The 20,131-nt window shown below is 64.4% G+C and carries 18 protein-coding genes and 4 tRNA genes; 9 read left to right on the top strand and 13 right to left on the bottom strand.

Going from position 1 to position 20,131, the window contains the following annotated elements; genetic code table 11:
- The first annotated feature begins 75 nt into the window (after positions 1 to 75).
- Positions 76 to 1,011 carry a DMT family transporter gene (locus AC1RQC_RS19765; protein WP_492884393.1) on the top strand — a complete coding sequence of 312 codons (936 nt, stop codon included), beginning with the start codon at positions 76 to 78 and terminating at the stop codon, positions 1,009 to 1,011.
- 81 nt (positions 1,012 to 1,092) lie between these two features.
- Here AC1RQC_RS19765 and AC1RQC_RS19760 read toward each other — a convergent pair whose 3' ends face one another.
- The 3 genes from AC1RQC_RS19760 to AC1RQC_RS19750 form a co-directional block, all read right to left on the bottom strand.
- Positions 1,093 to 2,358: a sensor histidine kinase gene (locus AC1RQC_RS19760; RefSeq protein ID WP_492809124.1), complete on the bottom strand. Its 1,266-nt coding sequence runs from the start codon at positions 2,356 to 2,358 to the stop codon at positions 1,093 to 1,095.
- On the bottom strand, positions 2,355 to 3,089 hold the full coding sequence (locus tag AC1RQC_RS19755; RefSeq protein WP_492376240.1) for a response regulator: 735 nt from the start codon (positions 3,087 to 3,089) through the stop codon (positions 2,355 to 2,357). The genes AC1RQC_RS19760 and AC1RQC_RS19755 overlap by 4 nt, the downstream gene beginning before the upstream one ends.
- Positions 3,090 to 3,171: 82 nt before the next feature.
- Positions 3,172 to 3,984, bottom strand: a complete 813-nt coding sequence (locus AC1RQC_RS19750) for a hypothetical protein (protein WP_492829151.1) — start codon at positions 3,982 to 3,984, stop codon at positions 3,172 to 3,174.
- Between the two features lie 285 nt (positions 3,985 to 4,269).
- Between AC1RQC_RS19750 and AC1RQC_RS19745 the strand changes: the two genes are divergently transcribed.
- Entirely contained in the window at positions 4,270 to 5,793 is a 1,524-nt protein-coding gene (locus AC1RQC_RS19745) for a fumarate hydratase (protein ID WP_183035092.1), read from the top strand.
- A gap of 96 nt (positions 5,794 to 5,889) precedes the next feature.
- Positions 5,890 to 6,702 (top strand): glutamate racemase, encoded by an 813-nt coding sequence (gene murI, locus AC1RQC_RS19740; protein ID WP_492809120.1) that lies wholly within the window; start codon positions 5,890 to 5,892, stop codon positions 6,700 to 6,702.
- Positions 6,703 to 6,723: 21 nt separating this feature from the next.
- On the opposite strand, the gene AC1RQC_RS19735 is transcribed toward murI, so the two are convergent.
- Positions 6,724 to 9,024 (bottom strand): AAA family ATPase, encoded by a 2,301-nt coding sequence (locus AC1RQC_RS19735; RefSeq protein WP_492376244.1) that lies wholly within the window; start codon positions 9,022 to 9,024, stop codon positions 6,724 to 6,726.
- Between the two features lie 448 nt (positions 9,025 to 9,472).
- Between AC1RQC_RS19735 and AC1RQC_RS19730 the strand changes: the two genes are divergently transcribed.
- The 4 genes from AC1RQC_RS19730 to AC1RQC_RS19715 all read left to right on the top strand — a co-directional run bounded on the left by AC1RQC_RS19730 (position 9,473) and on the right by AC1RQC_RS19715 (position 11,889).
- Positions 9,473 to 10,129, top strand: coding sequence for an energy transducer TonB (locus AC1RQC_RS19730; protein WP_150983191.1), 657 nt, complete (start codon positions 9,473 to 9,475; stop codon positions 10,127 to 10,129).
- A 29-nt stretch (positions 10,130 to 10,158) separates the two neighbouring features.
- On the top strand, positions 10,159 to 10,896 hold the full coding sequence (locus AC1RQC_RS19725; RefSeq protein ID WP_150983190.1) for a MotA/TolQ/ExbB proton channel family protein: 738 nt from the start codon (positions 10,159 to 10,161) through the stop codon (positions 10,894 to 10,896).
- A 29-nt stretch (positions 10,897 to 10,925) separates the two neighbouring features.
- Entirely contained in the window at positions 10,926 to 11,339 is a 414-nt protein-coding gene (locus tag AC1RQC_RS19720) for an ExbD/TolR family protein (RefSeq protein WP_492809117.1), read from the top strand.
- A 217-nt stretch (positions 11,340 to 11,556) separates the two neighbouring features.
- Positions 11,557 to 11,889 (top strand): hemin uptake protein HemP, encoded by a 333-nt coding sequence (locus tag AC1RQC_RS19715; RefSeq protein ID WP_492809115.1) that lies wholly within the window; start codon positions 11,557 to 11,559, stop codon positions 11,887 to 11,889.
- Positions 11,890 to 12,137: 248 nt separating this feature from the next.
- Here the strand turns inward: AC1RQC_RS19715 and AC1RQC_RS19710 are convergent, their stop codons facing one another.
- The 3 genes from AC1RQC_RS19710 to AC1RQC_RS19700 form a co-directional block, all read right to left on the bottom strand.
- Positions 12,138 to 12,545 (bottom strand): heme-binding protein, encoded by a 408-nt coding sequence (locus AC1RQC_RS19710; RefSeq protein WP_006158644.1) that lies wholly within the window; start codon positions 12,543 to 12,545, stop codon positions 12,138 to 12,140.
- Positions 12,546 to 12,741: 196 nt separating this feature from the next.
- Positions 12,742 to 12,999, bottom strand: coding sequence for a hypothetical protein (locus tag AC1RQC_RS19705; RefSeq protein WP_492884391.1), 258 nt, complete (start codon positions 12,997 to 12,999; stop codon positions 12,742 to 12,744).
- Positions 13,000 to 13,281: 282 nt separating this feature from the next.
- On the bottom strand, positions 13,282 to 13,608 hold the full coding sequence (locus AC1RQC_RS19700) for a hypothetical protein (protein ID WP_492376824.1): 327 nt from the start codon (positions 13,606 to 13,608) through the stop codon (positions 13,282 to 13,284).
- Positions 13,609 to 13,816: 208 nt separating this feature from the next.
- Between AC1RQC_RS19700 and AC1RQC_RS19695 the strand changes: the two genes are divergently transcribed.
- A tRNA-Leu gene (locus AC1RQC_RS19695) sits at positions 13,817 to 13,903 on the top strand.
- A 50-nt stretch (positions 13,904 to 13,953) separates the two neighbouring features.
- Here the strand turns inward: AC1RQC_RS19695 and AC1RQC_RS19690 are convergent.
- Positions 13,954 to 15,057 carry a YeiH family protein gene (locus AC1RQC_RS19690; protein WP_492374581.1) on the bottom strand — a complete coding sequence of 368 codons (1,104 nt, stop codon included), beginning with the start codon at positions 15,055 to 15,057 and terminating at the stop codon, positions 13,954 to 13,956.
- 124 nt (positions 15,058 to 15,181) lie between these two features.
- Here AC1RQC_RS19690 and AC1RQC_RS19685 point away from each other — a divergent pair, with 124 nt between their 5' ends.
- Positions 15,182 to 16,087: a LysR family transcriptional regulator gene (locus AC1RQC_RS19685; protein ID WP_492374582.1), complete on the top strand. Its 906-nt coding sequence runs from the start codon at positions 15,182 to 15,184 to the stop codon at positions 16,085 to 16,087.
- A gap of 27 nt (positions 16,088 to 16,114) precedes the next feature.
- On the opposite strand, the gene AC1RQC_RS19680 is transcribed toward AC1RQC_RS19685, so the two are convergent.
- The 5 genes from AC1RQC_RS19680 to AC1RQC_RS19660 form a co-directional block, all read right to left on the bottom strand.
- Positions 16,115 to 17,353 carry a cation:proton antiporter domain-containing protein gene (locus AC1RQC_RS19680; protein ID WP_492809111.1) on the bottom strand — a complete coding sequence of 413 codons (1,239 nt, stop codon included), beginning with the start codon at positions 17,351 to 17,353 and terminating at the stop codon, positions 16,115 to 16,117.
- A 386-nt stretch (positions 17,354 to 17,739) separates the two neighbouring features.
- Positions 17,740 to 19,284: a methyl-accepting chemotaxis protein gene (locus tag AC1RQC_RS19675; protein ID WP_492374584.1), complete on the bottom strand. Its 1,545-nt coding sequence runs from the start codon at positions 19,282 to 19,284 to the stop codon at positions 17,740 to 17,742.
- 438 nt (positions 19,285 to 19,722) lie between these two features.
- A tRNA-Cys gene (locus tag AC1RQC_RS19670) sits at positions 19,723 to 19,796 on the bottom strand.
- A gap of 104 nt (positions 19,797 to 19,900) precedes the next feature.
- Positions 19,901 to 19,976 (bottom strand) — tRNA-Gly (locus AC1RQC_RS19665).
- A gap of 79 nt (positions 19,977 to 20,055) precedes the next feature.
- Positions 20,056 to 20,131 (bottom strand) — tRNA-Gly (locus AC1RQC_RS19660).

Genomic DNA, 20,131 nt, shown 5'->3' with positions numbered 1-20,131 from the left:
CCGGCCAGTACCGTGCCAGAACCAGGCCAGAAGCCGGCCAGATCCCGATCAAACAGCGCCGCCACCCAGAACCCCGTGCCCATCCACGCCCTCTTCCTGATTGCCTCAATGGCCCTCGTCGGCAGCAATGTCGGGCTGGGCAAGGCCATCGTCGCTTACGTACCCATCCTGCTGTTCGCGCTGCTGCGCTTCGCCATCGCCATCGTGTGCCTGGCGCCCTGGTACCGCCCCGCGCGCATGCGCGCCGTCTCGCGCGGCGAATGGCTCAACCTCTTCCTGCAAGCCTTTTTCGGCACGTTCCTGTTCACGCTGCTGATGCTGGGCGGCGTGCGGCTGACCAGCGCCATGGCCGCAGGCGTGATCACCAGCACCATCCCGGCGACCGTGGCCCTGCTCTCATGGCTGATGCTGCGCGAGCGGCTATCGCGGCGCACCGTGTTCTCGGTCTTGCTGGCGGTGGCGGGCATTGCGGTGCTGAACGTGGCGCGGGGCACAGACCACGGCGGCAGCAGCGCTGCCGACGTCGGCAGCGAGCATGCGCTGCTCGGCAACCTGATGATCATGGGCGCGGTGGTCTGCGAATCGATCTACGTGATCCTCTCGCGGCGCCTGGCGCAAACCCTGGCGGCCATCGAGATCTGCGCCTACACGCACTTGATCGGCGGGCTGCTGATGCTGCCACTGGGCCTGATGCCGCTGCTGCATTTCGACATGGCATCGGTTCCGGCGAGCATATGGTGGATGGTGCTCTGGTATGCGCTGTCGGCCAGCATCTTCTCGTTCTGGCTGTGGATGAAAGGCGTGCGGCATGTGCCGGCACAGATGGCGGGCGTGTTCACTGCGGTGCTGCCGATCGCGGCCGCCACCTACGGCATCGTCTTCCTCGGGGAGACGCCGGGCTGGCCGCACGGCGTGGCGCTCGCCTGTGTGCTGGCCGGCATCGCACTGGCGAGCTGGCCCGGACCGCTGGCCCGCCGCGCCTGGCGCGCCAGCAGGACAGGCAAGGGCTAGCCCATTGAGGGGCTTCGGCCCAACGCCGGCATCACAGAACCGCAGCCAAGACTGCGGTTTTTTTCGCCGGCAGCCAGCGCTTCATGCCACCAGATGCTCTGGCGGTTGCGGCGCGGGCAGCACGAGGCAGACCTGGAAACCGCCCCCGGGCGCATTGCGAGCGAGGCATTTGCCCCCCATGCGTTCCACCAGGCGGCTGACGATCGCCAGCCCAAGGCCACAATGGCCGTCGCCGCCGCGCGAGGTGTCTAGCCGCACGAATGGACGCATCGCCACCTCGACCTGCGCATCCGGCATGCCCTCGCCATGGTCGCGTATCACGATATGCCAGTGCTCGCCGTCCAGCCGGGTCTCGATCTGGATCGGCGGCATGCCGTACTCTAGCGCGTTGTCCACCAGGTTGGTGACCATCCGGTCCACCAGCGTGCGTGGCAACAAGAACCGCGGCCCGGCGTCCACGCGCAACTGAAACAACGCGCCGGAAAACTGCTGGCGCAGAAAGGCATCGACTTCGATGGCCGCACCGGGATCGGGACTCTCGTTCGCGTACTCCAGGAACTGGTTGACGATATGCGTGATCGAGTCGATGTCCTGCACAAAGCCACCGCGCTCAGCGGTGTCCGCGAGCACGTCGGCACGCAGGCGCAGCCGGGTCAGCGGCGACTTCAGGTCGTGCGCCACGCCGGCGAGCATGACCGCCTGGTTCTCGCGGCTCTCCGCCTGCCTGCGCATCATGTCGTTGAAGGACTCGGCCAGATAGCGCAACTCGGACGGGCCCGTCACCGGAATCAGCGCCGCGCTCCCGCCATTGCCAAGCTCGCGCGCGGCACCGGCCACGCGGGCGATCGGGCGCTGCATCTGCCATGCCACGAACAGGGACAGCAGGATCGCCGCGACCAGCATGCCCGTGGTTTCAAAGACGAACGGCGGCAATGGCGGCGGCCGCATGTCCAGCGCCATGACCGCCCAGCGGGACTGCCCGGGAAGGCGCGCCCACAGGTGCGGCGGCCATGCCTGGTCCACACGCAGCTCCGACCCTGCTGGAAGCCCTTGCCGAAGGTCACGCAGCAGATGGCGCAAGGGTCCATGTTCTGGCAACGGGCCGGCGGCGGGCTCGGTGCCAAGGGCGGCAAGCCGGATGGCGGCGCCTGGCTTGCGCTGCGCGCCGGCACCCGGCCTCCCGTCGAGCGTGCCCAGCGCCAGCACGATGCCCCGTGCCATGCCGTCCGCCTGACCATGCGGGCGCAGGTGAAACATCAGCGCAGTCCAGCCCAGATGGACAATGACGAGCACGGAGACGGATAGCACCGCCATGCGCCCAAACAGCGTATTGAACGGATTCTTCATGCGTCCGGCGCTTCGTCGGCGCAGAACGCGTCGAGCCCGGGGACGAAGACGTAGCCGCGGCCCCGCACGGTCTGGATGTAACGAGGCACGGATGGATCCTCCTCGATCACGCGGCGCAAACGCCAGACCGGCACATCCAGGCTGCGGTCGCGGAAATGCATGTCGGAGCCATAGAGACGGTCGTGCAGCCGGGCGCGCGAAAGCACCTTCATCGGGTGGCCGGTGAAGACCTTGAGCATGGCGAATTCGGTATCGCGCAAAGGCAGGCGCTCGCCGTCGCGGGTCAAGATGCGGGCGGAAAAATCGACGTCGAACGGGCCAAAACTGTAAGAGTGACGCTGCTCCGGCGCGCTCCCCGGGGCCTGCGGGCGGCGGCGCAGCACCGCGTGGATCCGCGCCAGCAATTCGCGCGAGCAAAATGGCTTGGGCAGGTAATCGTCGGCGCCAAGCTCCAGGCCCGCGGCACGGTCGGCGGCCTCGCCACGCGCCGACAGGAAAATCATGGGCACATCGTCACCGGCAGCGCGCACTTCCTGCAACGCGCTCAGCCCATCCTTGCGCGGCATCATGATATCGAGCAGCACCACCGATGGCCTCTCTTGCGTGAGGCGACGCGACAAATCGTAGCCGTCATGCAGCACTGACACCGTCATGCCGCTGGATAGCAGGATGCGTGACAGCAGGTCACAGGCGACAGGGTCGTCGTCGACGAGAAGCACGTGAGGAGTCATGAATGTGATGGCGCGCGCACGCTGCCGGGGCAGCATGCGCAGGGCGTGCCGGGAACAGCAGCACCCCCTTGCGGGTGGTTCTTTATGCCTGCGTGGTAACGAAGTTGCCAACGGTGCTCATCGTACCGTTGCCGCTGCTCAGGTTGGCCGAGAGCGTCTGCAGGAACGACTGCAAGGATACCGTCGATCCCGAGCTACCGGATTGCTGAAGCGCGGAAAAATCCGTCTCGAGGGTCGCGAGCGTTGCTGAGGCCGGGTTGCTGGCGCTATCCGAACTGGCACCACTCGATGAAGTGCTGCTGGCGCCAGCTTCTTGCGCCAGGCTGGACAGGTCCGCGCTGACGCTCTGGTAGTGGTGATGATGGTGGTGATGGCCGGTTGCGCCAGCCGGCGATTGGGTCGTCTGCGCAGCATCGGTGCCGGTCGCGCTGGCTACGGTGCTGTCGGTCGTGCTGGCGGCGGTGGTAGCGGTGGTAGCAGCGCTCGTGCCCTGGCTCGCGGTGGTGCCGGCAGCCTGGGCGGCAAGTGCCTGGAACAGCGCGCCGACGAACGCCTGCACCGCGTTGCCGGACGCATCGGCGCTGTCCGTTGCGCTGGACGCGGTGGTGCTGCTGCTGGCGGCGGCGCCCGAAGCGGTGCTGGCAGAGGTGGCGGAAGTGGCAGACGAGGCGGACGCCGCGGTCGTCGAACTGTCAGTGCTGGACGACGAGGTCGTGATGCCCAACTGCGCCAGCGTTTGCTGAAGTGCCTGCATCAGCGCATCGGCCGGATTGCTGGCCGAGTTGCTGGTGTCGCTGCCACTGGACGCATCCTGGCTACCGCAGCTTTTGCCGGTGTACTGCGTCTGAAAGAGGCTGGACAGCGACGTGTTGCTGCCAATTGCGCTCAAGGTCATGGTCACATCTCCGTTATTGAGGAGATGCCAAGATAACCGCCGGCCCACCGTGAACATGCGCCAAGGAGAAAACGGAATCGGGGCCTTTTCACCCGCCCGTAAGGCCCTGTAAGGCAAGCGTCGCAGGCAGGCGAAGAACTTCGCGGCAGGAAGCGCGCATCGGCCGGCCGTGAGCAGCGAAGCGCACCTGCGGCCTTGTCGACAACCGCATGCAGTCAGGCACCTCCCCCTCGCTAGGTGTATGATTTCGGGCTGAATTTCCCCTCGACTGTCCTCCCCACAAAAATGACTGTCATCAAACAAGAAGACCTCATCCAGAGCGTCGCCGACTCCCTGCAATACATCAGCTATTACCACCCGATGGACTACATCACCAGCCTGGGCCGTGCCTATGAGCTGGAGCAGAGTCCCGCGGCCAAGGATGCGATCGCGCAGATCCTGACCAACAGCCGCATGTGCGCTGAAGGCAAGCGCCCGATCTGCCAGGACACCGGCATCGTGACGATCTTCGTCAAGGTCGGCATGGATGTGCGCTGGGATGGCGCCACCATGGGCCTGTCGGACATGATCAACGAAGGCGTGCGCCGCGGCTACACCAACCCGGACAACGTGCTGCGCGCGTCCATCGTGAGCCCGCCCGAAGGCGGCCGCAAGAACACCAAGGACAACACCCCTGCCGTGATCCACTACGAAGTGGTGCCGGGCAATACCGTGGACATCCAGGTGGCGGCCAAGGGCGGCGGCTCGGAGAACAAGTCGAAGTTCGTCATGCTCAACCCGTCCGACTCCATCGTCGACTGGGTGCTCAAGACCGTGCCGACCATGGGCGCGGGCTGGTGCCCGCCGGGCATGCTGGGCATCGGCATCGGCGGCACCGCCGAGAAGGCCATGGTCATGGCCAAGGAATCGCTGATGGACCCGATCGACATCCAGGACGTGATCGCTCGCGGCCCGCAGGACTGGATCGAGGAAATGCGCGTCGAGCTGTACGAGAAGGTCAATGCGCTTGGCATCGGCGCGCAAGGCCTGGGCGGCCTGGCTACCGTGCTGGACGTCAAGATCATGGGCTACCCCACCCACGCTGCCTCCAAGCCGGTCGCGATGATCCCGAACTGCGCGGCCACCCGCCATGTGCACTTCACGCTGGACGGCAGCGGCCCGGCCAAGCTCGAAGCGCCTGACCTGTCGGCCTGGCCGAAGGTCGAGTGGGCACCGAACACCGAGACTTCCAAGCGCGTCGACCTGAACACGCTGACGCCGGCAGAAGTCGCCTCGTGGAAGCCGGGCCAGACCCTGCTGCTCAACGGCAAGATGCTGACCGGCCGCGACGCCGCGCACAAGCGCATCGCCGACATGCTGGCCAAGGGCGAGAAGCTGCCAGTGGACTTCACCAACCGCGTGATCTACTACGTGGGCCCGGTCGATCCGGTGCGCGACGAGGCCGTCGGCCCGGCAGGTCCCACCACCGCTACCCGCATGGACAAGTTCACCGAGATGATGCTGGCCGAAACCGGCCTGATCTCGATGATCGGCAAGGCCGAGCGCGGCCCGGTGGCGATCGAGGCCATCAAGAAGCACAAGTCTGCCTACCTGATGGCAGTCGGCGGCGCGGCCTACCTGGTGGCCAAGGCTATCCGGCACGCCAAGGTGGTCGGCTTCGAAGACCTGGGCATGGAAGCCATCTACGAGTTCGACGTCAAGGACATGCCCGTGACGGTGGCCGTGGACAGCGAAGGCACCTCGGTGCACAAGACCGGCCCCGCCGAATGGCAAGCCAAGATCGGCAAGATCCCGGTCGCTGCGCTGTAACGCGAGCCACGCCGTGACAGCGCAGCTGTCTGCAAAAGCCGGGTCTTCCGACCCGGCTTTTTGCTACCTAACCTCTTGATTGCCTCGAACCCTCCCGTGAACAACGCACCCATCGGCATCTTTGATTCCGGCCTCGGCGGCCTGTCCGTGTTGCGCGAAATCCGTGCCCTGCTCCCGCAGGAATCGCTGATCTACGTAGCCGACTCGAAGTACGCGCCCTATGGCGAGAAGCCCGAGCATTTTGTCGAGGCGCGCACGCTGCAGGTTTGCGAATGGCTGGTGGCGCAGGGCTGCAAGGCCCTGGTGATCGCCTGCAACACGGCGACCATGCATGCGGTGCAAACGCTGCGCGAAAAGCTGGCGCTGCCGATCATCGGCGTCGAGCCCGGCCTGAAACCCGCCGCCGCCGCCAGCCGCAGCAAAGTAGTTGGCGTGCTGGCCACGGGTAACACATTGAAGAGCGCAAAGTTCGGCCGGCTGCTTGCCTCCCTGGAAGGCGAGAGCCGCTTCCTCTGCGAGGCTGGCGTCGGGCTGGTGCCGCTGATCGAGCAAGGCGATGTGGATGGCCCGGCCGTGCGCGAGAAACTCACCACCTACCTGTCGCCCATGCTCGAGGCCGGCGCCGATACGCTGGTACTTGGCTGCACCCATTACCCCTTCCTGTCGGACACCGTGCGTGAACTGGTGGGCGACCGTTTGACGCTGGTCGATACCGGTGACGCGATCGCGCGGCAACTTCGGCGCAAGCTGGCCGAGCACGACATGGCTGCAAACGCCGACGCGGTGCCCAACGACCGCTACACGTCGACCAAGGATGCCGCCCACCTGCGCGCCATGGCCGCGGCGCTGCTGCATGTGGACGCGCCCGCGGAAACCCTGGTAATCGAGCCGGCGCCCGCATTCGACTGAGGCACCGGCTCCCGCTTCAGGTCATTGCAGGAACCCCAGCGGGCGACGCTGCCGCACATCCGGCTTGACCGCATGTTCCTGGCGCAACTGTGCCAGGAACTCGTCTGGCGTCAGCGTCTCGCCGAGCAGCACGCACTGACGCTTGACCGTGGCGAAGTCGCCCGGCGTCAGGCAATCCATCTTCGCCAGCTCCTCGCGCATGGTTGCGTCCATGCGCTGCGGATCGGCATCCAGCGCTTCCTCGACAAACATCGCCGTGCGTTGCTCGGGCTTGAGCGGCAGGAAACGGATCTTGAACGAGAAGCGGCGCAGCGCCGCCTCGTCGATCCGCTCGAACAGGTTGGTGGTGCAAACGAAGATGCCGTTGAAGCGCTCCATGCCCTGAAGCATCTCGTTGACCTCGGACACCTCGTAATTGCGCACGGCGTTCTGCCGGCTTTGCATGAAGCTGTCGGCTTCGTCGAGCAGCAGGATGGCACCGTCTTCCTCCGCGCGCGCGAACATCGCCGCGATCTGCTGCTCGGTTTCCCCCACGTACTTGCTCATCAGGTCGGAGGCGCGCCGGATCATCAGCGGTTGCTCGAGCGCGGCCGCGATGTGCTCGGCCAGCGCGGTCTTGCCGGTGCCCGGAGGACCATAGAAACACAAGGTGCCGCGCTGCCGTGCCTTGAGCGCCTGCACGATCTTGCCGACCTCGTAGCGCGTCTCCAGGTTCAGGTAATCCAGGCGGTAGTGCGTCACCACCGGGCGCCCTTCCACTTCCGGGCGCAAGCCCATGGCGCGGTCGGCATGGTCAAGCTGCCGCAAGATCAGCGCCTCCACCGGCTCGGCCACGCCCGAGCCCGCCAGTTGCACGAAGCGCGCGGCCGATTGCACCTGCGCCGGTGTCAAGGTCTTGCGCGCGGCCAGCGACGCGATAAAGGCGTCGCTCACGTCCAGCGTGCCCAGGTGCTTGCGAATGATGTTCTCGCGCACCAGCGGGGGCGGGATCTTCAGCTCCAGGTGGAACTGGAAACGGCGCAGATAGGCCGGGTCGATCTGGCGAATCGAGTTGGAGATCCAGATCACCGGGACCGGGTTCTGCTCCAATGTCTGGTTGACCCAGGCCTTGCCGTTCACCGAGCCGCGCGGGTCCTCCTGGCCAAACAGGCTGGTGAGCTCGCGCGCGCTGCCCGGGAACACATCCTCGACTTCGTCGAACAGCAGAGCCGTGCGCGGGCGGCCACGCAGGAACGCCTGCGACACCTGCAGCGAGCGATAGCGATCCTTGCCTGACAAGCTGTTGCCGTCGCGGTCCAGGCAGTCCACTTCGTACAACTCGCAGCCAGCCTCGCGCGCCAGCAGCCGCGCGAACTCGGTCTTGCCGGTGCCGGGTGGGCCGTAGATCAACACGTTGACGCCGCAGGCATGCTGCTGCGTGGCGTTGGCCAGCAGCGCCGACAGGTAGCGCGCATCGGTCTCGACGTGCGGATAGTCGCCGGTGCCAAGCGTGGGTGCTGCCGCCGGGCGCGTGAACACCGCCATCATCTCGGCTTCGTTCGCGTAGTTGCCAAGCAGGACATGCAGCAGCCGGTCCGACAGGCGCATCAGGTCGCCCAGATCGGTCACGCTGTTCTCGGGCAGGGGCTGCTCGATCAGGTTGAGCGTCTCCAGACGCGATCCGGGCCGCAGCGACACCGCCACCGCGGCCGGACTTGCGCCGGTCAAGCCGGCGAGGATCTGGAAGGCTTCCTGGCTGTGCGCCACCTTGCAGTCCACCATCACCGCGCGCAGGTCGCGCTTGTATTTTGCGAGCGCCGCATACAGCAACAGCTTGCGCTCATGCTCGGGCAAATCCAGCACATGGCTGAGCATGTCGATGTTACGCACCAGCAGCACGCGCTCGCCATCCAGCCGCGCTGCCAGCGCCGCCGCCGACGCATCGAACACGGCGAACATATCCTTGGCGTGATGCTTGACGTACTCATCCAGGTAGTAGAACAGCGCGCTCTCGTCGAACGCGCTGTTCCATTGCCCGTGCCGCTCCAGGAATTCTTCAGGCGTGAGGCGCGCTGCACCTTTCCAGGCCGGCATATCGGCGCAGCGCGCGGCAAGGAAGCGCTGGACGCGCAACACCACGCCGTACGGCCACACCATCTCCTGTGCGCTGACCGTCAGGATGTCGTTGATATTGCTGCGCAGGTTGAATCTGGGCCCCAGCGAGCACACGACCCGCAGGGCGAACTGGGCGCACATCCAGTCGAGCGCGGAGGTGCATGGCGAGCCGGTCGCAGCACGCAGGAGGGTCGAGCGGTCGTCTTCGGCGAAACGGGTGAAATCCATGGCCTGGTCCTCTCGCACGGGGGGCGCCGCGGCCAGCGCGGCGAAATGCTCGAATGGATCGAATGGCTCGTCTTTTTCCTATGCTAGCGCGCTTTGTGGCAAATCGGGCATTGCCAGCAACCCTGTGCCGTGCGAGAGCGCGCATTTTGTCGCAGCCGCGGGAAGGTATCGCCAAATCGGCGTATAAAGACGGCTGCGCGGCAGCGATTCAACGCATTGCACAAAATGCCACCAAATAAGAATCATTATCGTTTATACTGACGACCTGACACGCTGCCTCAAGAGCGGCGCTCCCACCGGCATCACTGTTGAAGGAGCGTTTATCATGGAATTGCTGCTTAGCTTGCTGGTCGGTTGTGGCATCTCGCTGATCCTGTTCTATCGCAAATAGGCCCTATCGCTAATAAAGCCGGCGCCGCGCCAATTCGCCGACATCTGCTGTTTTCTCATGTTCGATCAACGTTTTTTCAAGATCACGCTTGCCGTCCTGCTGTTCCACGTCGGCCTGCTTTACCTGATCCAGAGCGGGCTGGGACGCAAGATCACGGAGGCCGTGATCTCGCCAGAAGTCGTCGCCCGCATCATCCCGCTCGAGCCACCCCAAAAGCCCGCCGTCGAGACGCCAAAGCCCAAACCGGAAACCCCGCCCAAGCAGGTGAAGGTCACTACACCCAAGCCTGCACCGCCGCAACCGCGCCCCACGCCGACGCCGGTGGCATCGCTGCCACCCACGCCCAATGCCGTGGAAGCACCGCCCGCGCCACCTGCCCCGCCGGCACCGCCCGCCCCCGCCCCCGAGCCGGCCGCTCCGGTGTCGGCAGCGCCACGCGCGGTCGGCATTGGCGAGATCCAGTGCAGCCCGCCGCAACCCACCTATCCGTCGCAATCGCGCCGCATGGGTGAAACCGGCAAGGCCGTGGTGCGTCTGACTACAGACGATACCGGCAAGGTGGTCAAGACCGCAGTCGTGACCTCGAGCGGATCCTCGAGGCTGGACCAGGCCGCCGAGGAGGCGGTGCGACGCATGCGCTGCAAGCCCTATCTGGACAACGGTCGTGCCGTGGCGGTTACCGCCCAGCAGCCGATCGGGTTCGAACTCAACTGATTTCAATACCGACCTCACCAGGAACCAACATGCAGGACCTCGGACTTTCTCACCTCTGGACGCAAGGCGATTTCGTCATGCGTGCCACCGCCATCATTCTGCTCATCATGTCGCTGGCTTCGTGGATCGTGATTCTCACGAAGGCGTGGGATCTCTTCCGGCTGAAGAAGATGGCGCATGGCGCTGAAAAGCAGTTCTGGCACTCCGACGATTTCGACCACGCTCTCGAAACCCTCGGCAGCAGCGAAGCCAACCCGTTTCGCACGCTAGCCATGACCGGCAAGGAAGCCGCGCAGCACCATCGCGCCAGCCAACCGCAGCTGCACGACGTGATGGACATCTCGGACTGGATCACCCGCTCGCTCAAGAGCGCCATCGACGAGGCCGTTGCACGCATGCAATCGGGCCTGGCCGTGCTGGCGTCCGTCGGTTCCACAGCGCCGTTCGTTGGCCTGTTCGGCACCGTGTGGGGCATCTATCACGCGCTGATCAACATCGGCGCCTCCGGCGTGCCGACCATCGACAAGGTGGCAGGCCCGGTGGGCGAGGCACTGATCATGACCGCCTTCGGCCTGGCCGTTGCGATCCCCGCGGTGCTGGGCTACAACGCGCTGACCCGCGGCAACAAGGGCGTGATCTCGAAACTCAACCGGTTCGCCCACGACCTGCACGCCTACTTCGTCACCGGCGCCCGTGTGCGCCCGACCAGCGCCAGCGCGCGTGCCACCGATGACAACGGTGTGCGCCTCGCAGTCAAGAATCAGTAAGGCCGCAGCAAGGCAACAAGGAAGTCATCATGGCATTCGGCACCCTCGACTCGGACGATAACGAAGTAATGAGCGAAATCAACATGACGCCGCTGGTCGACGTCATGCTGGTGCTGCTGATCATCTTCATCATCACCATTCCCGTGATCAACCACACGGTCAAGATCGACCTTCCGCGTGCAACCAACACGCCCAACGATCCCAAGCCACAGAACATCAACCTGTCGATCGACGCCAGCGGCAAGGTCTTCTGGAACCAGGCTGAGGTGGACGAGCCCACGCTCGAAGCCAACATAGCCCAGGCCGCGCAGCAGCAGCCGCAGCCTGAGCTGCATCTGCGGGCCGATCGCGACGTGCGCTATGAGCGTGTGGCGGAAGTCATGGCAGCCGCTCAGCACGGCGGGTTGGGCAAGATCGGGTTCATCACGGAACCCAAGCACTAGTGTTGTTCGTGCCGTGCTCTTTGGGCCGGCAACGTAGCATCGACAAAAAGGGCGCTCAAAGGAGTGCCCTTTTTGCTTGCGCTGACCCGTCCTGCACGATTAAAAATCTCTATTGTAATGATAACAATTCTCATTTAAGATTGAGCCAACTTGAACCCGGTCGTGACCGCTCGCAGTCTCGCGCAGCCGCCACAGACCACCGGACCGGAGCCCGCCCATGAGCACCCTGACCCTGCCGCTGTCGCAACCGCATGAAGTCACCCGTCGCCGCCTTTCCCTGCGCCGGGTCGAAGTCAATTCCAACAAGGCTGCGCAGGCGCGGCGCGAAAGCCCCGCCAGCGCGGCGATCGAATCGATGAAATCTGCTGTAGCTGCCCTGCCCGCACGGCTCGAAGCGCTGGTGCGCGACAGCCTCCCAGCTGCGCCCGCAGGGGATGCAGTGCCCCTGGATTTGTTGATGCGTGGCGCCAACCTGCTGCCGATCCTGCATAACGGCGAGGTCTACACGCTGCGCATCACGCGCTATGGCAAGCTGATCCTGACGAAGTGACCGTGCCCAGGCGCGCGCACGCGCCAGCACAAGCCATGCCGTGGGAAACCATTGTGGCAACCATGTAACGCTGTACGGGATTTCGATGCAAGAAGGGCTACCGGAACCGGCAGCCCGATGCCAAAGCCCGTCGACAGGCTTCAGCATCCGGAAGCACAAGCGATTTGCTCCGCAGTCGGCAGGAGGTGCGTGGGCAGTGAGCCACGCTCACTGCCGGCACCACGGCCGCCTCTGTTTGCAGGCGAGTATCAGACGCCCAGGGCGGCAATGCCCGCGCGCGCGATCTGTGCGTCTTCGGTCGATTTCACGCCCGACACGCCAACTGCACCCACTACCTGGTCATTGACCACGATAGGCACACCACCTTCCAGCATGCCTTGCAACACCGGCGCGGTCATGAAAGAGTGACGGCCGTTGTTGATCATGTCTTCGTAAACCTTGGACTCGCGACGGCCCAGCGACGACGTGCGTGCCTTTTCGGTCGCGATGTAGCTCGAGATCGGTGCGGCGCCGTCCAGGCGTTGCAATGCCAGCAGGTGACCACCGTCGTCCACGATGGCAATCGAAACCGCCCATTGGTGATTCTTGGCTTCCAGCTCGGCTGCGGCCAGTACCTTCTTCACATCATCTGCCGTCAGCACGGTTTTTTGCTGCATACCACTCTCCTCGAAGATCATTTCAGTGAGCCGGAAGTATAGCGCCACGGCCCTTGGCATGACCATGCCGCCACCGTCCTGGCACCTGCCCGCAAAAAGCAAAAGACCCGCTCGAGGCGGGCCTTTCGATGATTCACGGCGTTGCTGGATGCGGACGGCCGAAGCCCTCAGGGCCACAGGCTTGTGTCCGGCAAACTCAGGCTCCGTCGCTGAACTGGTCGCGGCGATCGCCAACCTTGGCGCCGTCGGTGTAGGGATCCACCTTGCGTGCGCCGTCGGTGTACGGGTCAACCTTGCCAAGCTTGGCACCATCGGTGTAGGGATCAACCTTGCCGATCTTGGCGCCATCGGTGTAAGGGTCTGCCTTGGCAATACCGGCTGCGAAGGTGGAGGCGGAGAGTGCGGAGAGGGCGGTCAGGGCTGCGATCGCCACCAGGCTGTTTTTGATCTTCATGGGCGGATCCTCTTGGGAATTAGGTCGTGCTGGAGGGGCGCTGGATGATGAAGCATTGCGGAATCTTGTCATCACGGCGTCACAGCAGCAGTATAGGTGGAAACCCTAATAAGGATATGAGAGCCGGTTTGACCTGTCTCTTCAAATTTTTTGACCCCACCAATAACAATGGAACCTTGTCCGGATTGCCGCCTACAGTTTGCCTCCCAGGGCTGTGCGTGAAAAACGAAAGGGCCCCGCAGGGCCCCTTTTACCAGCCTGCACGAGGCAGGTCGTTCATGCTTATCGCCAGTGGCGTCCATGTCCCGGGCCATAGTAGCCCCGCCCATAGTAGCCGCGGCCGTAGTAACGCGGGCCGTAATAGGCCGGCCCCGGACCGTAGTAGACCGGCGCCGGCCGCACGATGACCGGCGGCGGACCATAGTAGACAGGGGCAGGCGCCATGACCACGGGCGGCGCGGCAATGTAGGCTGGCGGCGGATAGTACGCCGGGCCGCCGACCACAACGCCAGGCACCCCAATCGCCACGCCAACGCTCACATGGGCCATTGCCGCACCGGATGCCAGCGCCCCAAGCAAAGCGAGTCCTGCGAGCCACCAACGTTTCATGATCCTTGCCTCTTGCAATGCGTTATTCGATAAGAGGTATTGTAGGTTCCTGGAAATTTGCAGGTGAAACCGAGAACGTTACATTGTTACCAAGCGTAACAACCGACGCATAAACACGTTGCTGCCACCCGCCTGGCTGCCCACGGTACAAATCCCGCGCGAAGCTTGCATCACCGCGCCCAACCGACCACAATATCGGGCTTGCCGTGCGGCCGTGGAGAAATTGGTAGACTCAGCAGACTTAAAATCTGCCGCCTTTACGGGCTTACGGGTTCGACCCCCGTCGGCCGCACCAGCATCCACCCTCCCCAGCTTCCGCCCTCCCCCTGTCCCGGCTTTGCGCGCTCAGGCCACCGCCGCGCACAACAGCGCGCCACCGCACACCAGGAACACAAACAGCAGGCCGGCCAGCACCAGGGGCTTGCGCCCGGCGCGCAGCAAGGTGCCGATGCGGGTGTGCAAGCCAATTGCCAGCATCGCGCAGGCAAGCAGCCAGTTATCGAAGGCCAGCAGGGCAGGCTTCCAGCCCTGGGGCACAAGGCCCGCCGAATGCACGGCCATCACCGCCACGAAACCCACCGCAAACCACGGGATCGCCTTCAGGATGGCACCCCACGGACGCCCGCCTGCCGCCTTCTCGCCTTTGCCGTCTTCCTCCAGCCCGATGCCGGCCTTCGGCCACAACGCCAGCACCAGCAACAGCGGACCCAGCGCCAACACGCGCACCATCTTGGTCACCACGGCGGCATCCGCGGTGGCATCGCTGACCATCTTGCCCGAGGCGATAACCTGTGCCACCTCGTGCAGCGTGGCGCCAGTGTAGATGCCAAACGTGCGCTCGCTGATGGCAAGGTGCCAGTGCTGGGTGGCCAGCTCAAACAGATAGGGATACAGCAGCATGCCAGCCGTGCCGAACAGCACCACCGTGGCCACGGCCACGGCCGTCTGGCGGTCGTCGGTGCGCACCACCGAAGCCACCGCGATGGCCGCCGCGGCGCCACATACGGCGCTGCCCGCGCTAACGAGGATGGCTTCACGGCGGCTTAGTCCCAGCAGCGAAGAACCGATCCAGATCCCCAGCAACATGGTCGAGACCAGCATGGCCAGCGGCACCAGCACGCCTGCCAAGCCCAGGTCGGCGATAGCGCCGAAGGTGAGGCGCAGGCCATACAACGCCACGCCGAGGCGCAGCAGTTGCTGGCGTGCCAGCTGCATGCCCGGCGCAAGCGGGGTGAGCCAGCGTTGCGGCAGCGTATTGCCCGCCACCATGCCGGCGAACATGGCCAGCGTCAGCGCGCTCATGCCGAGGTGAGAGACCGCCGGGTTGGCCGAGAACACCATGGCCAGCCAGGCGATGAAACCCAGCGGCACCAGCGTCAAGACCCGGGTCGGCCACGAAGGCGGTTCGGTGCCGAGATTGGCAACTGCGGACGATTGAATGGAAGACATGGCGGGGGTCCTGCCCGTAACGCCGGAGGGCTTCGGGGCGCATATTGAATATGTCCGAAGCGTACTTAGCAGGCAGAAATCTGTAAAACAGGTAATATCGCTATACATTACCTGCTTTACAGATATGACCCATCGCCCGCTACGCCTGACCCTGCGCCAACTCTCCGTGTTCGTCGCGGTGGCCCAGCACGGCAGCACCGTGGCTGCGGCCGATGCGCTGGCCATGTCGCAATCCGCGGTCAGCGCCGCGCTGGCGGATCTGGAGGCCACGCTGGGCGGCGCCCTCTTTGACCGGGTCGCGCGCCGCCTGAGCATCAATGAGACCGGCCGGCTGTTTTTCCCGCGCGCACTGTCGCTGCTGGACCAGGCACAGGAACTCGAGCGCTTCACCGTGCAACCCGGGGTGCAACTGCGCATTGCCGCCAGCAACACCATCGGCAGCTATATCCTGCCGGGTCTGCTCGCGGGTTTTCGACATGCACAGAGCGGGCCCTGCGCGCTCGACATGCGCATTGGCAACACGCGCGAGGTCCTGCAGGCGTTGCTGCATTTCGAGGCGGACATCGGGCTGATCGAGGGCACATGCCACGAGCGCGACCTGCGCAGCGCCCACTGGCGGGACGATGTGATGGTGGTAGTGGTCAGCCCGTCACACCCGCTCGCAAGCTACCCTGGCAATCTGGCTGCCTTGCGCGACGCCGACTGGGTCGTGCGCGAACCCGGCTCGGGCACGCGCGAGATCATCGAACAGCGGCTGGCACCACTGCTGGGCGAGTTGCGCTTTGCGCTGGAGCTGGGCAACTCCGAAGCGATCAAGCGTGCCGTGATGAGCGGCTATGGAGTGAGTTGCCTGTCGCTGCAGGTGGTGGAAGACGAATTGCAACGCGGCACACTGGTGGCGCTGCGCAATGGCCTGCCCGACGTGGTGAGGCCGCTGCACCTCGTGGTTCACCAGGACAAGTACCCTACGCAGGGCCTGCTGGCCTTTACGGAGTATCTTCGCCGCGATGCCGCGGCGACCAGCCAGTGAGCTGCGCAAGCCGCTGCATGCCCGCGCTCACGCGGGGTGGGGATCCGCTTCGCCTGCATGCTTGGCGGTATAGCGATCGAGCAGGTGGAACAGCAGCGGGTTCAGCACGATGGACAGCAGCGCGCCTGCCAGGATCAGGGCGTGGCCCCGCTCAGGCAGGATCTTCAGATAGACACCGAGGCCCGCGAGGATAAAGGAGAACTCGCCGATCTGGGCCAGGCTGACCGCGATGGTCATGCCGGTACGGGTGGAATGCCCGAACACCCGAACGATGCAAAGCGCAGCGAGCGATTTGCCCACCACGATGATGAACAGCGTGGCCAGCACGCCCCAGGGGTCGTTGATCAGCACCATGGGGTTGAACAGCATGCCGACCGAAACAAAGAACAGCACTGCAAACGCATCGCGCAGGGGCAGCGACTCCTCTGCCGCGCGGTGACTGAATTCCGACTCCGCCAGCACCATGCCTGCAAAGAATGCACCGAGCGCAAACGACACGCCAAACAGCGAGTACGCGCCAAAGGCCACGCCGAGCGCCGTTGCCAACACCGCCAGACGGAAGAGTTCACGGCTCCCGGTCCAGACGATGCGCTCCAGCATCCAGGGAATAAAGCGACGGCCGATCACCAGCATCACCGCGACGAAGGCAGCCACCTTGCCCAGGGTAGCGAACACGGCGAACACGATGTCGCCGGAGTCCGGTGCGGCCACGCCTGACGCCGTGGCATCTGCGGACGGCGTGAGCAGGCCCGCCAGCGCCGGCAGCAGCACCAGCGTCAGCACCATGGCCAGGTCTTCCACGATCAGCCAGCCCACCGCGATCCGGCCCTGCGGCGACTCCACCAGCTCGCGCTCCTGCAAAGCTTTGAGCAATACCACGGTGCTAGCCACCGAAAGCGCCAGCCCGAAGACCAGGCCTGGCCCCCATTCCCAGCCAAAGCCCCAGGCCGCGCCCATCCCGAGCAAGGTGGCGATGCCGATCTGTACCACCGCCCCGGGAATGGCGATCGTTTTCACCGCCATCAGGTCTTTGAGCGAGAAATGCAAGCCAACCCCGAACATCAGCAGAATCACGCCAAGTTCCGCCAGTTCCGGCGCCAGCGCCTGGTCCGCGGTGTAGCCCGGCGTATACGGGCCAACCACGATGCCCGCGCACAAGTATCCGATCAGCGGCGGGAGCTTTAGCCGGTTGGCCAGCGCGCCCAATATAAACGCCAGGACGAGACCGCCGACGATGGTGCTGATGAGCGGGGTAGCGTGATGCATGCGTTCTGGGTTCCTCGTGCTTGGCCATGGCGGCGGTGACTGGACAACCCGCCCGCCCCCAGCGGCCGTATGGCGGGGACCACAAAGCGACCTCTGGGCCGCGCTGCGGCGTTGAACGCCGGGCACAGGCCGAGAGGTACCGCACTGATTGAGGGAAAACGGGAACGGGAGTTTTACGGCAGCCTGGAGGCAAAAAGCGCGGCATGAGTCCAAGCGGACGACGATGGCACGCTGTTCAGGTCGGATATCCCCTGAACGCCCCGTGAAGACTACAACATGGAATGTAACACGATCACCACAATGGCAAAGCGCGGAATCGGGGCAGGATGTGCCCCCATCCCCGCGCAAGTGCGCCGCCCCACCTGCCATCCCGCCGCCCTGAAGTCCTACCGCCCGGCCAACTGGAACGTCGCCACGGTATCGCGCAGCTTGTCGGCCTGCTCTTCCAGCGATTGCGCAGCCGCTGCCGCCTGCTCCACCAAAGCTGCGTTCTGCTGCGTGACCTGGTCCATCTGCCCGACGGCCTGGTTGATCTGCTCGATCCCGGTGCTCTGCTCGCTCGACGCCGCGGCAATCTCCCCGATGATGTCGGAGACGCGCCGCACGGCCTGGCGAATCTCGCTCATGGTCTTGCCCGCACCCTCGGCCTGCGTCGAGCCCTGGCGAACCGTGTCCACCGAGGTGTCGATCAAATCCTTGATTTCCTTCGCCGCGCTGGACGAACGCTGGGCCAGGCTGCGTACCTCGCCAGCCACAACCGCAAAGCCGCGGCCCTGCTCGCCGGCGCGCGCCGCCTCGACCGCCGCATTGAGCGCGAGGATATTGGTCTGGAAGGCGATGCCCTCGATCAGCGTGGTGATTTCAGCAATGCGGGTGGAACTGGTGCTGATTGCACCCATGGTTTCCACCATCTGCTGCACGGCCGTGCTGCCTTGCTCCGCCACCTCGGCGGCATTGTCCGCCAGGCTGCTGGCCTGGCGCGCATTGTCGGCATTCTGGCGCACGGTCGTGGTCAACTCTTCCATGCTGGCGGCAGACTGCTCCAGCGATGCCGCCTGCTGCTCGGTACGCGTGGACAGATCCGCGTTGCCCGCCGCAATCTGGTGGGCGGCCGTACTGACCGAGTCGGTCGACGAGCGGACTTCATGCAGTGCCGACGCCACGCGCTCTATCAACTGGTTGAAAGCAATCGCCGTGCGCCCGATCTCATCCTCATGGCGCACCGAAGCGCGGCGATTGAGGTCGAGCGACTCGCTCACATAGCGCAGGGTCTGCTCAATCTCGGCAAGGCTGTTGTGGATGTGGCGGTAGAGCGAATAGCCAAGCGTACCGGTAACCAGAAAGCCGCAGGCAATGATCGCCGAGAAGACCGTCAAGGCCAGTCCGTATGCCTTGCCGTTGCTCACCACCACCTGCTCGCCCAGACCCGCATTATACGCCACGTGCTTGTTGATGGCGGTGCGCAGCGCCGAGGCCGCGACAAAGAGCGAGCCCCCCATCAGCATGCCACGCGCACCTTCATCGTCGTTGGCGGCGAAGCGCTCCAGGAAGCGCTCCCGCTCCGCGCGATATTGCCTCGCCGCGGCGCGGTCCGCCTCCAGCATCTGGCGGTCTGTCTCGTCGGAAATATCGCTGCGCTCGTAGGTCGCGACCGTGCTGTCGAAAACCGCATCCGCCTCCGCCAACGCCTTCGTGGCTTCGGCGCGGCTGCTCGCCTCCGGCGACAAGGCATAGCGGTAGAGCGACACGCGCATGGTGCTGACGGTATCCCGCAGGTCGCTCAGCGTGCGAACGCTGATGAGCGTGTTGTCATTGAAGTAGGTAAAACGCTCCTGCGACTCGCGAAGCTGCCAGAGGCCGCCGACTCCGACGGCAAGCAGGGCCAGCAAGGCCAGCGACAAGGTAGCTAAGAGGCGTTGGGTGATGTTCATGACGCAATGTCGGCGCGCGCGAGAGGGCGGCACCGATTCTCCAAGAAAGGTGGACGATGAAATGACGCCCGTGAGCAACGGGAACGGGGTCAAGCAGTCTGTTTTGGAAGCGCGCTTGCAACAATCTCGGAATCCGGTGAGCCGTCTTTTGGACGACCCTCACATCCGCCTTTACGGCAGCCGCTGGAATAGCTGAAGCAGAATTGGGAAATACAACAAAAATAAGCGACGATATTAGGACTTGTCCTAAAAATCGGAGAGGATAAACGACAAAAAAGAGCCGAGACGCGCAATCTAGCGGAAATTTGAGGGGAAAAAAGAGGGGGAAGAAGGAGGGGAAAGGAAGAGGGAATTGCCGGTGCGGATGGCGCCAGCGATCGGATCGCCAGAAAGCAAAAAGCGCCACCGGTTAGGGTAGCGCTCTGTGCTTGAAGATACTGGAGGCGGGGGTCGGAATCGAACCGGCGTACACGGCTTTGCAGGCCGCTGCATGACCACTCTGCCACCCCGCCGGGTGACGGCTGCTGGATTGTAGCCGCATTCGCCAGACCCTGCCGGGCTGCGCTTGCGCACTACCATCACAAACAAAAAGGGAAGCGGTGCTTCCCTTTGGGATTGGAGCGGGAGACGAGGCTCGAACTCGCGACCTCAACCTTGGCAAGGTTGCGCTCTACCAACTGAGCTACTCCCGCATTTACTACTTTGACTACTCTGCGTGCCAACCTGGAACCACAAAACACACATTGTGGACTTCCAGACTTAACCGAAACCTGGAGCGGGAGACGAGGCTCGAACTCGCGACCTCAACCTTGGCAAGGTTGCGCTCTACCAACTGAGCTACTCCCGC

This window comes from Cupriavidus sp. GW822-FHT03E04, from assembly GCF_058801495.1.
The sequence above is the reverse complement of the archived record's forward strand: the minus strand, read 5'-3'. Positions and strand labels throughout refer to the sequence as shown.

Coding starts and splice junctions, on each gene's coding strand:
- AC1RQC_RS19725 (WP_150983190.1), top strand. CDS start 10,159: ATGCAGGACCTCGGACTTTCTCACCTCTGGACGCAAGGCGATTTCGTC.
- AC1RQC_RS19745 (WP_183035092.1), top strand. CDS start 4,270: ATGACTGTCATCAAACAAGAAGACCTCATCCAGAGCGTCGCCGACTCC.
- AC1RQC_RS19710 (WP_006158644.1), bottom strand. CDS start 12,545: ATGCAGCAAAAAACCGTGCTGACGGCAGATGATGTGAAGAAGGTACTG.
- AC1RQC_RS19735 (WP_492376244.1), bottom strand. CDS start 9,024: ATGGATTTCACCCGTTTCGCCGAAGACGACCGCTCGACCCTCCTGCGT.
- AC1RQC_RS19680 (WP_492809111.1), bottom strand. CDS start 17,353: ATGCATCACGCTACCCCGCTCATCAGCACCATCGTCGGCGGTCTCGTC.
- AC1RQC_RS19760 (WP_492809124.1), bottom strand. CDS start 2,358: ATGAAGAATCCGTTCAATACGCTGTTTGGGCGCATGGCGGTGCTATCC.
- AC1RQC_RS19705 (WP_492884391.1), bottom strand. CDS start 12,999: ATGAAGATCAAAAACAGCCTGGTGGCGATCGCAGCCCTGACCGCCCTC.
- AC1RQC_RS19730 (WP_150983191.1), top strand. CDS start 9,473: ATGTTCGATCAACGTTTTTTCAAGATCACGCTTGCCGTCCTGCTGTTC.
- AC1RQC_RS19700 (WP_492376824.1), bottom strand. CDS start 13,608: ATGAAACGTTGGTGGCTCGCAGGACTCGCTTTGCTTGGGGCGCTGGCA.
- AC1RQC_RS19690 (WP_492374581.1), bottom strand. CDS start 15,057: ATGTCTTCCATTCAATCGTCCGCAGTTGCCAATCTCGGCACCGAACCG.
- AC1RQC_RS19685 (WP_492374582.1), top strand. CDS start 15,182: ATGACCCATCGCCCGCTACGCCTGACCCTGCGCCAACTCTCCGTGTTC.
- AC1RQC_RS19715 (WP_492809115.1), top strand. CDS start 11,557: ATGAGCACCCTGACCCTGCCGCTGTCGCAACCGCATGAAGTCACCCGT.
- AC1RQC_RS19755 (WP_492376240.1), bottom strand. CDS start 3,089: ATGACTCCTCACGTGCTTCTCGTCGACGACGACCCTGTCGCCTGTGAC.
- AC1RQC_RS19750 (WP_492829151.1), bottom strand. CDS start 3,984: ATGACCTTGAGCGCAATTGGCAGCAACACGTCGCTGTCCAGCCTCTTT.
- AC1RQC_RS19720 (WP_492809117.1), top strand. CDS start 10,926: ATGGCATTCGGCACCCTCGACTCGGACGATAACGAAGTAATGAGCGAA.
- AC1RQC_RS19675 (WP_492374584.1), bottom strand. CDS start 19,284: ATGAACATCACCCAACGCCTCTTAGCTACCTTGTCGCTGGCCTTGCTG.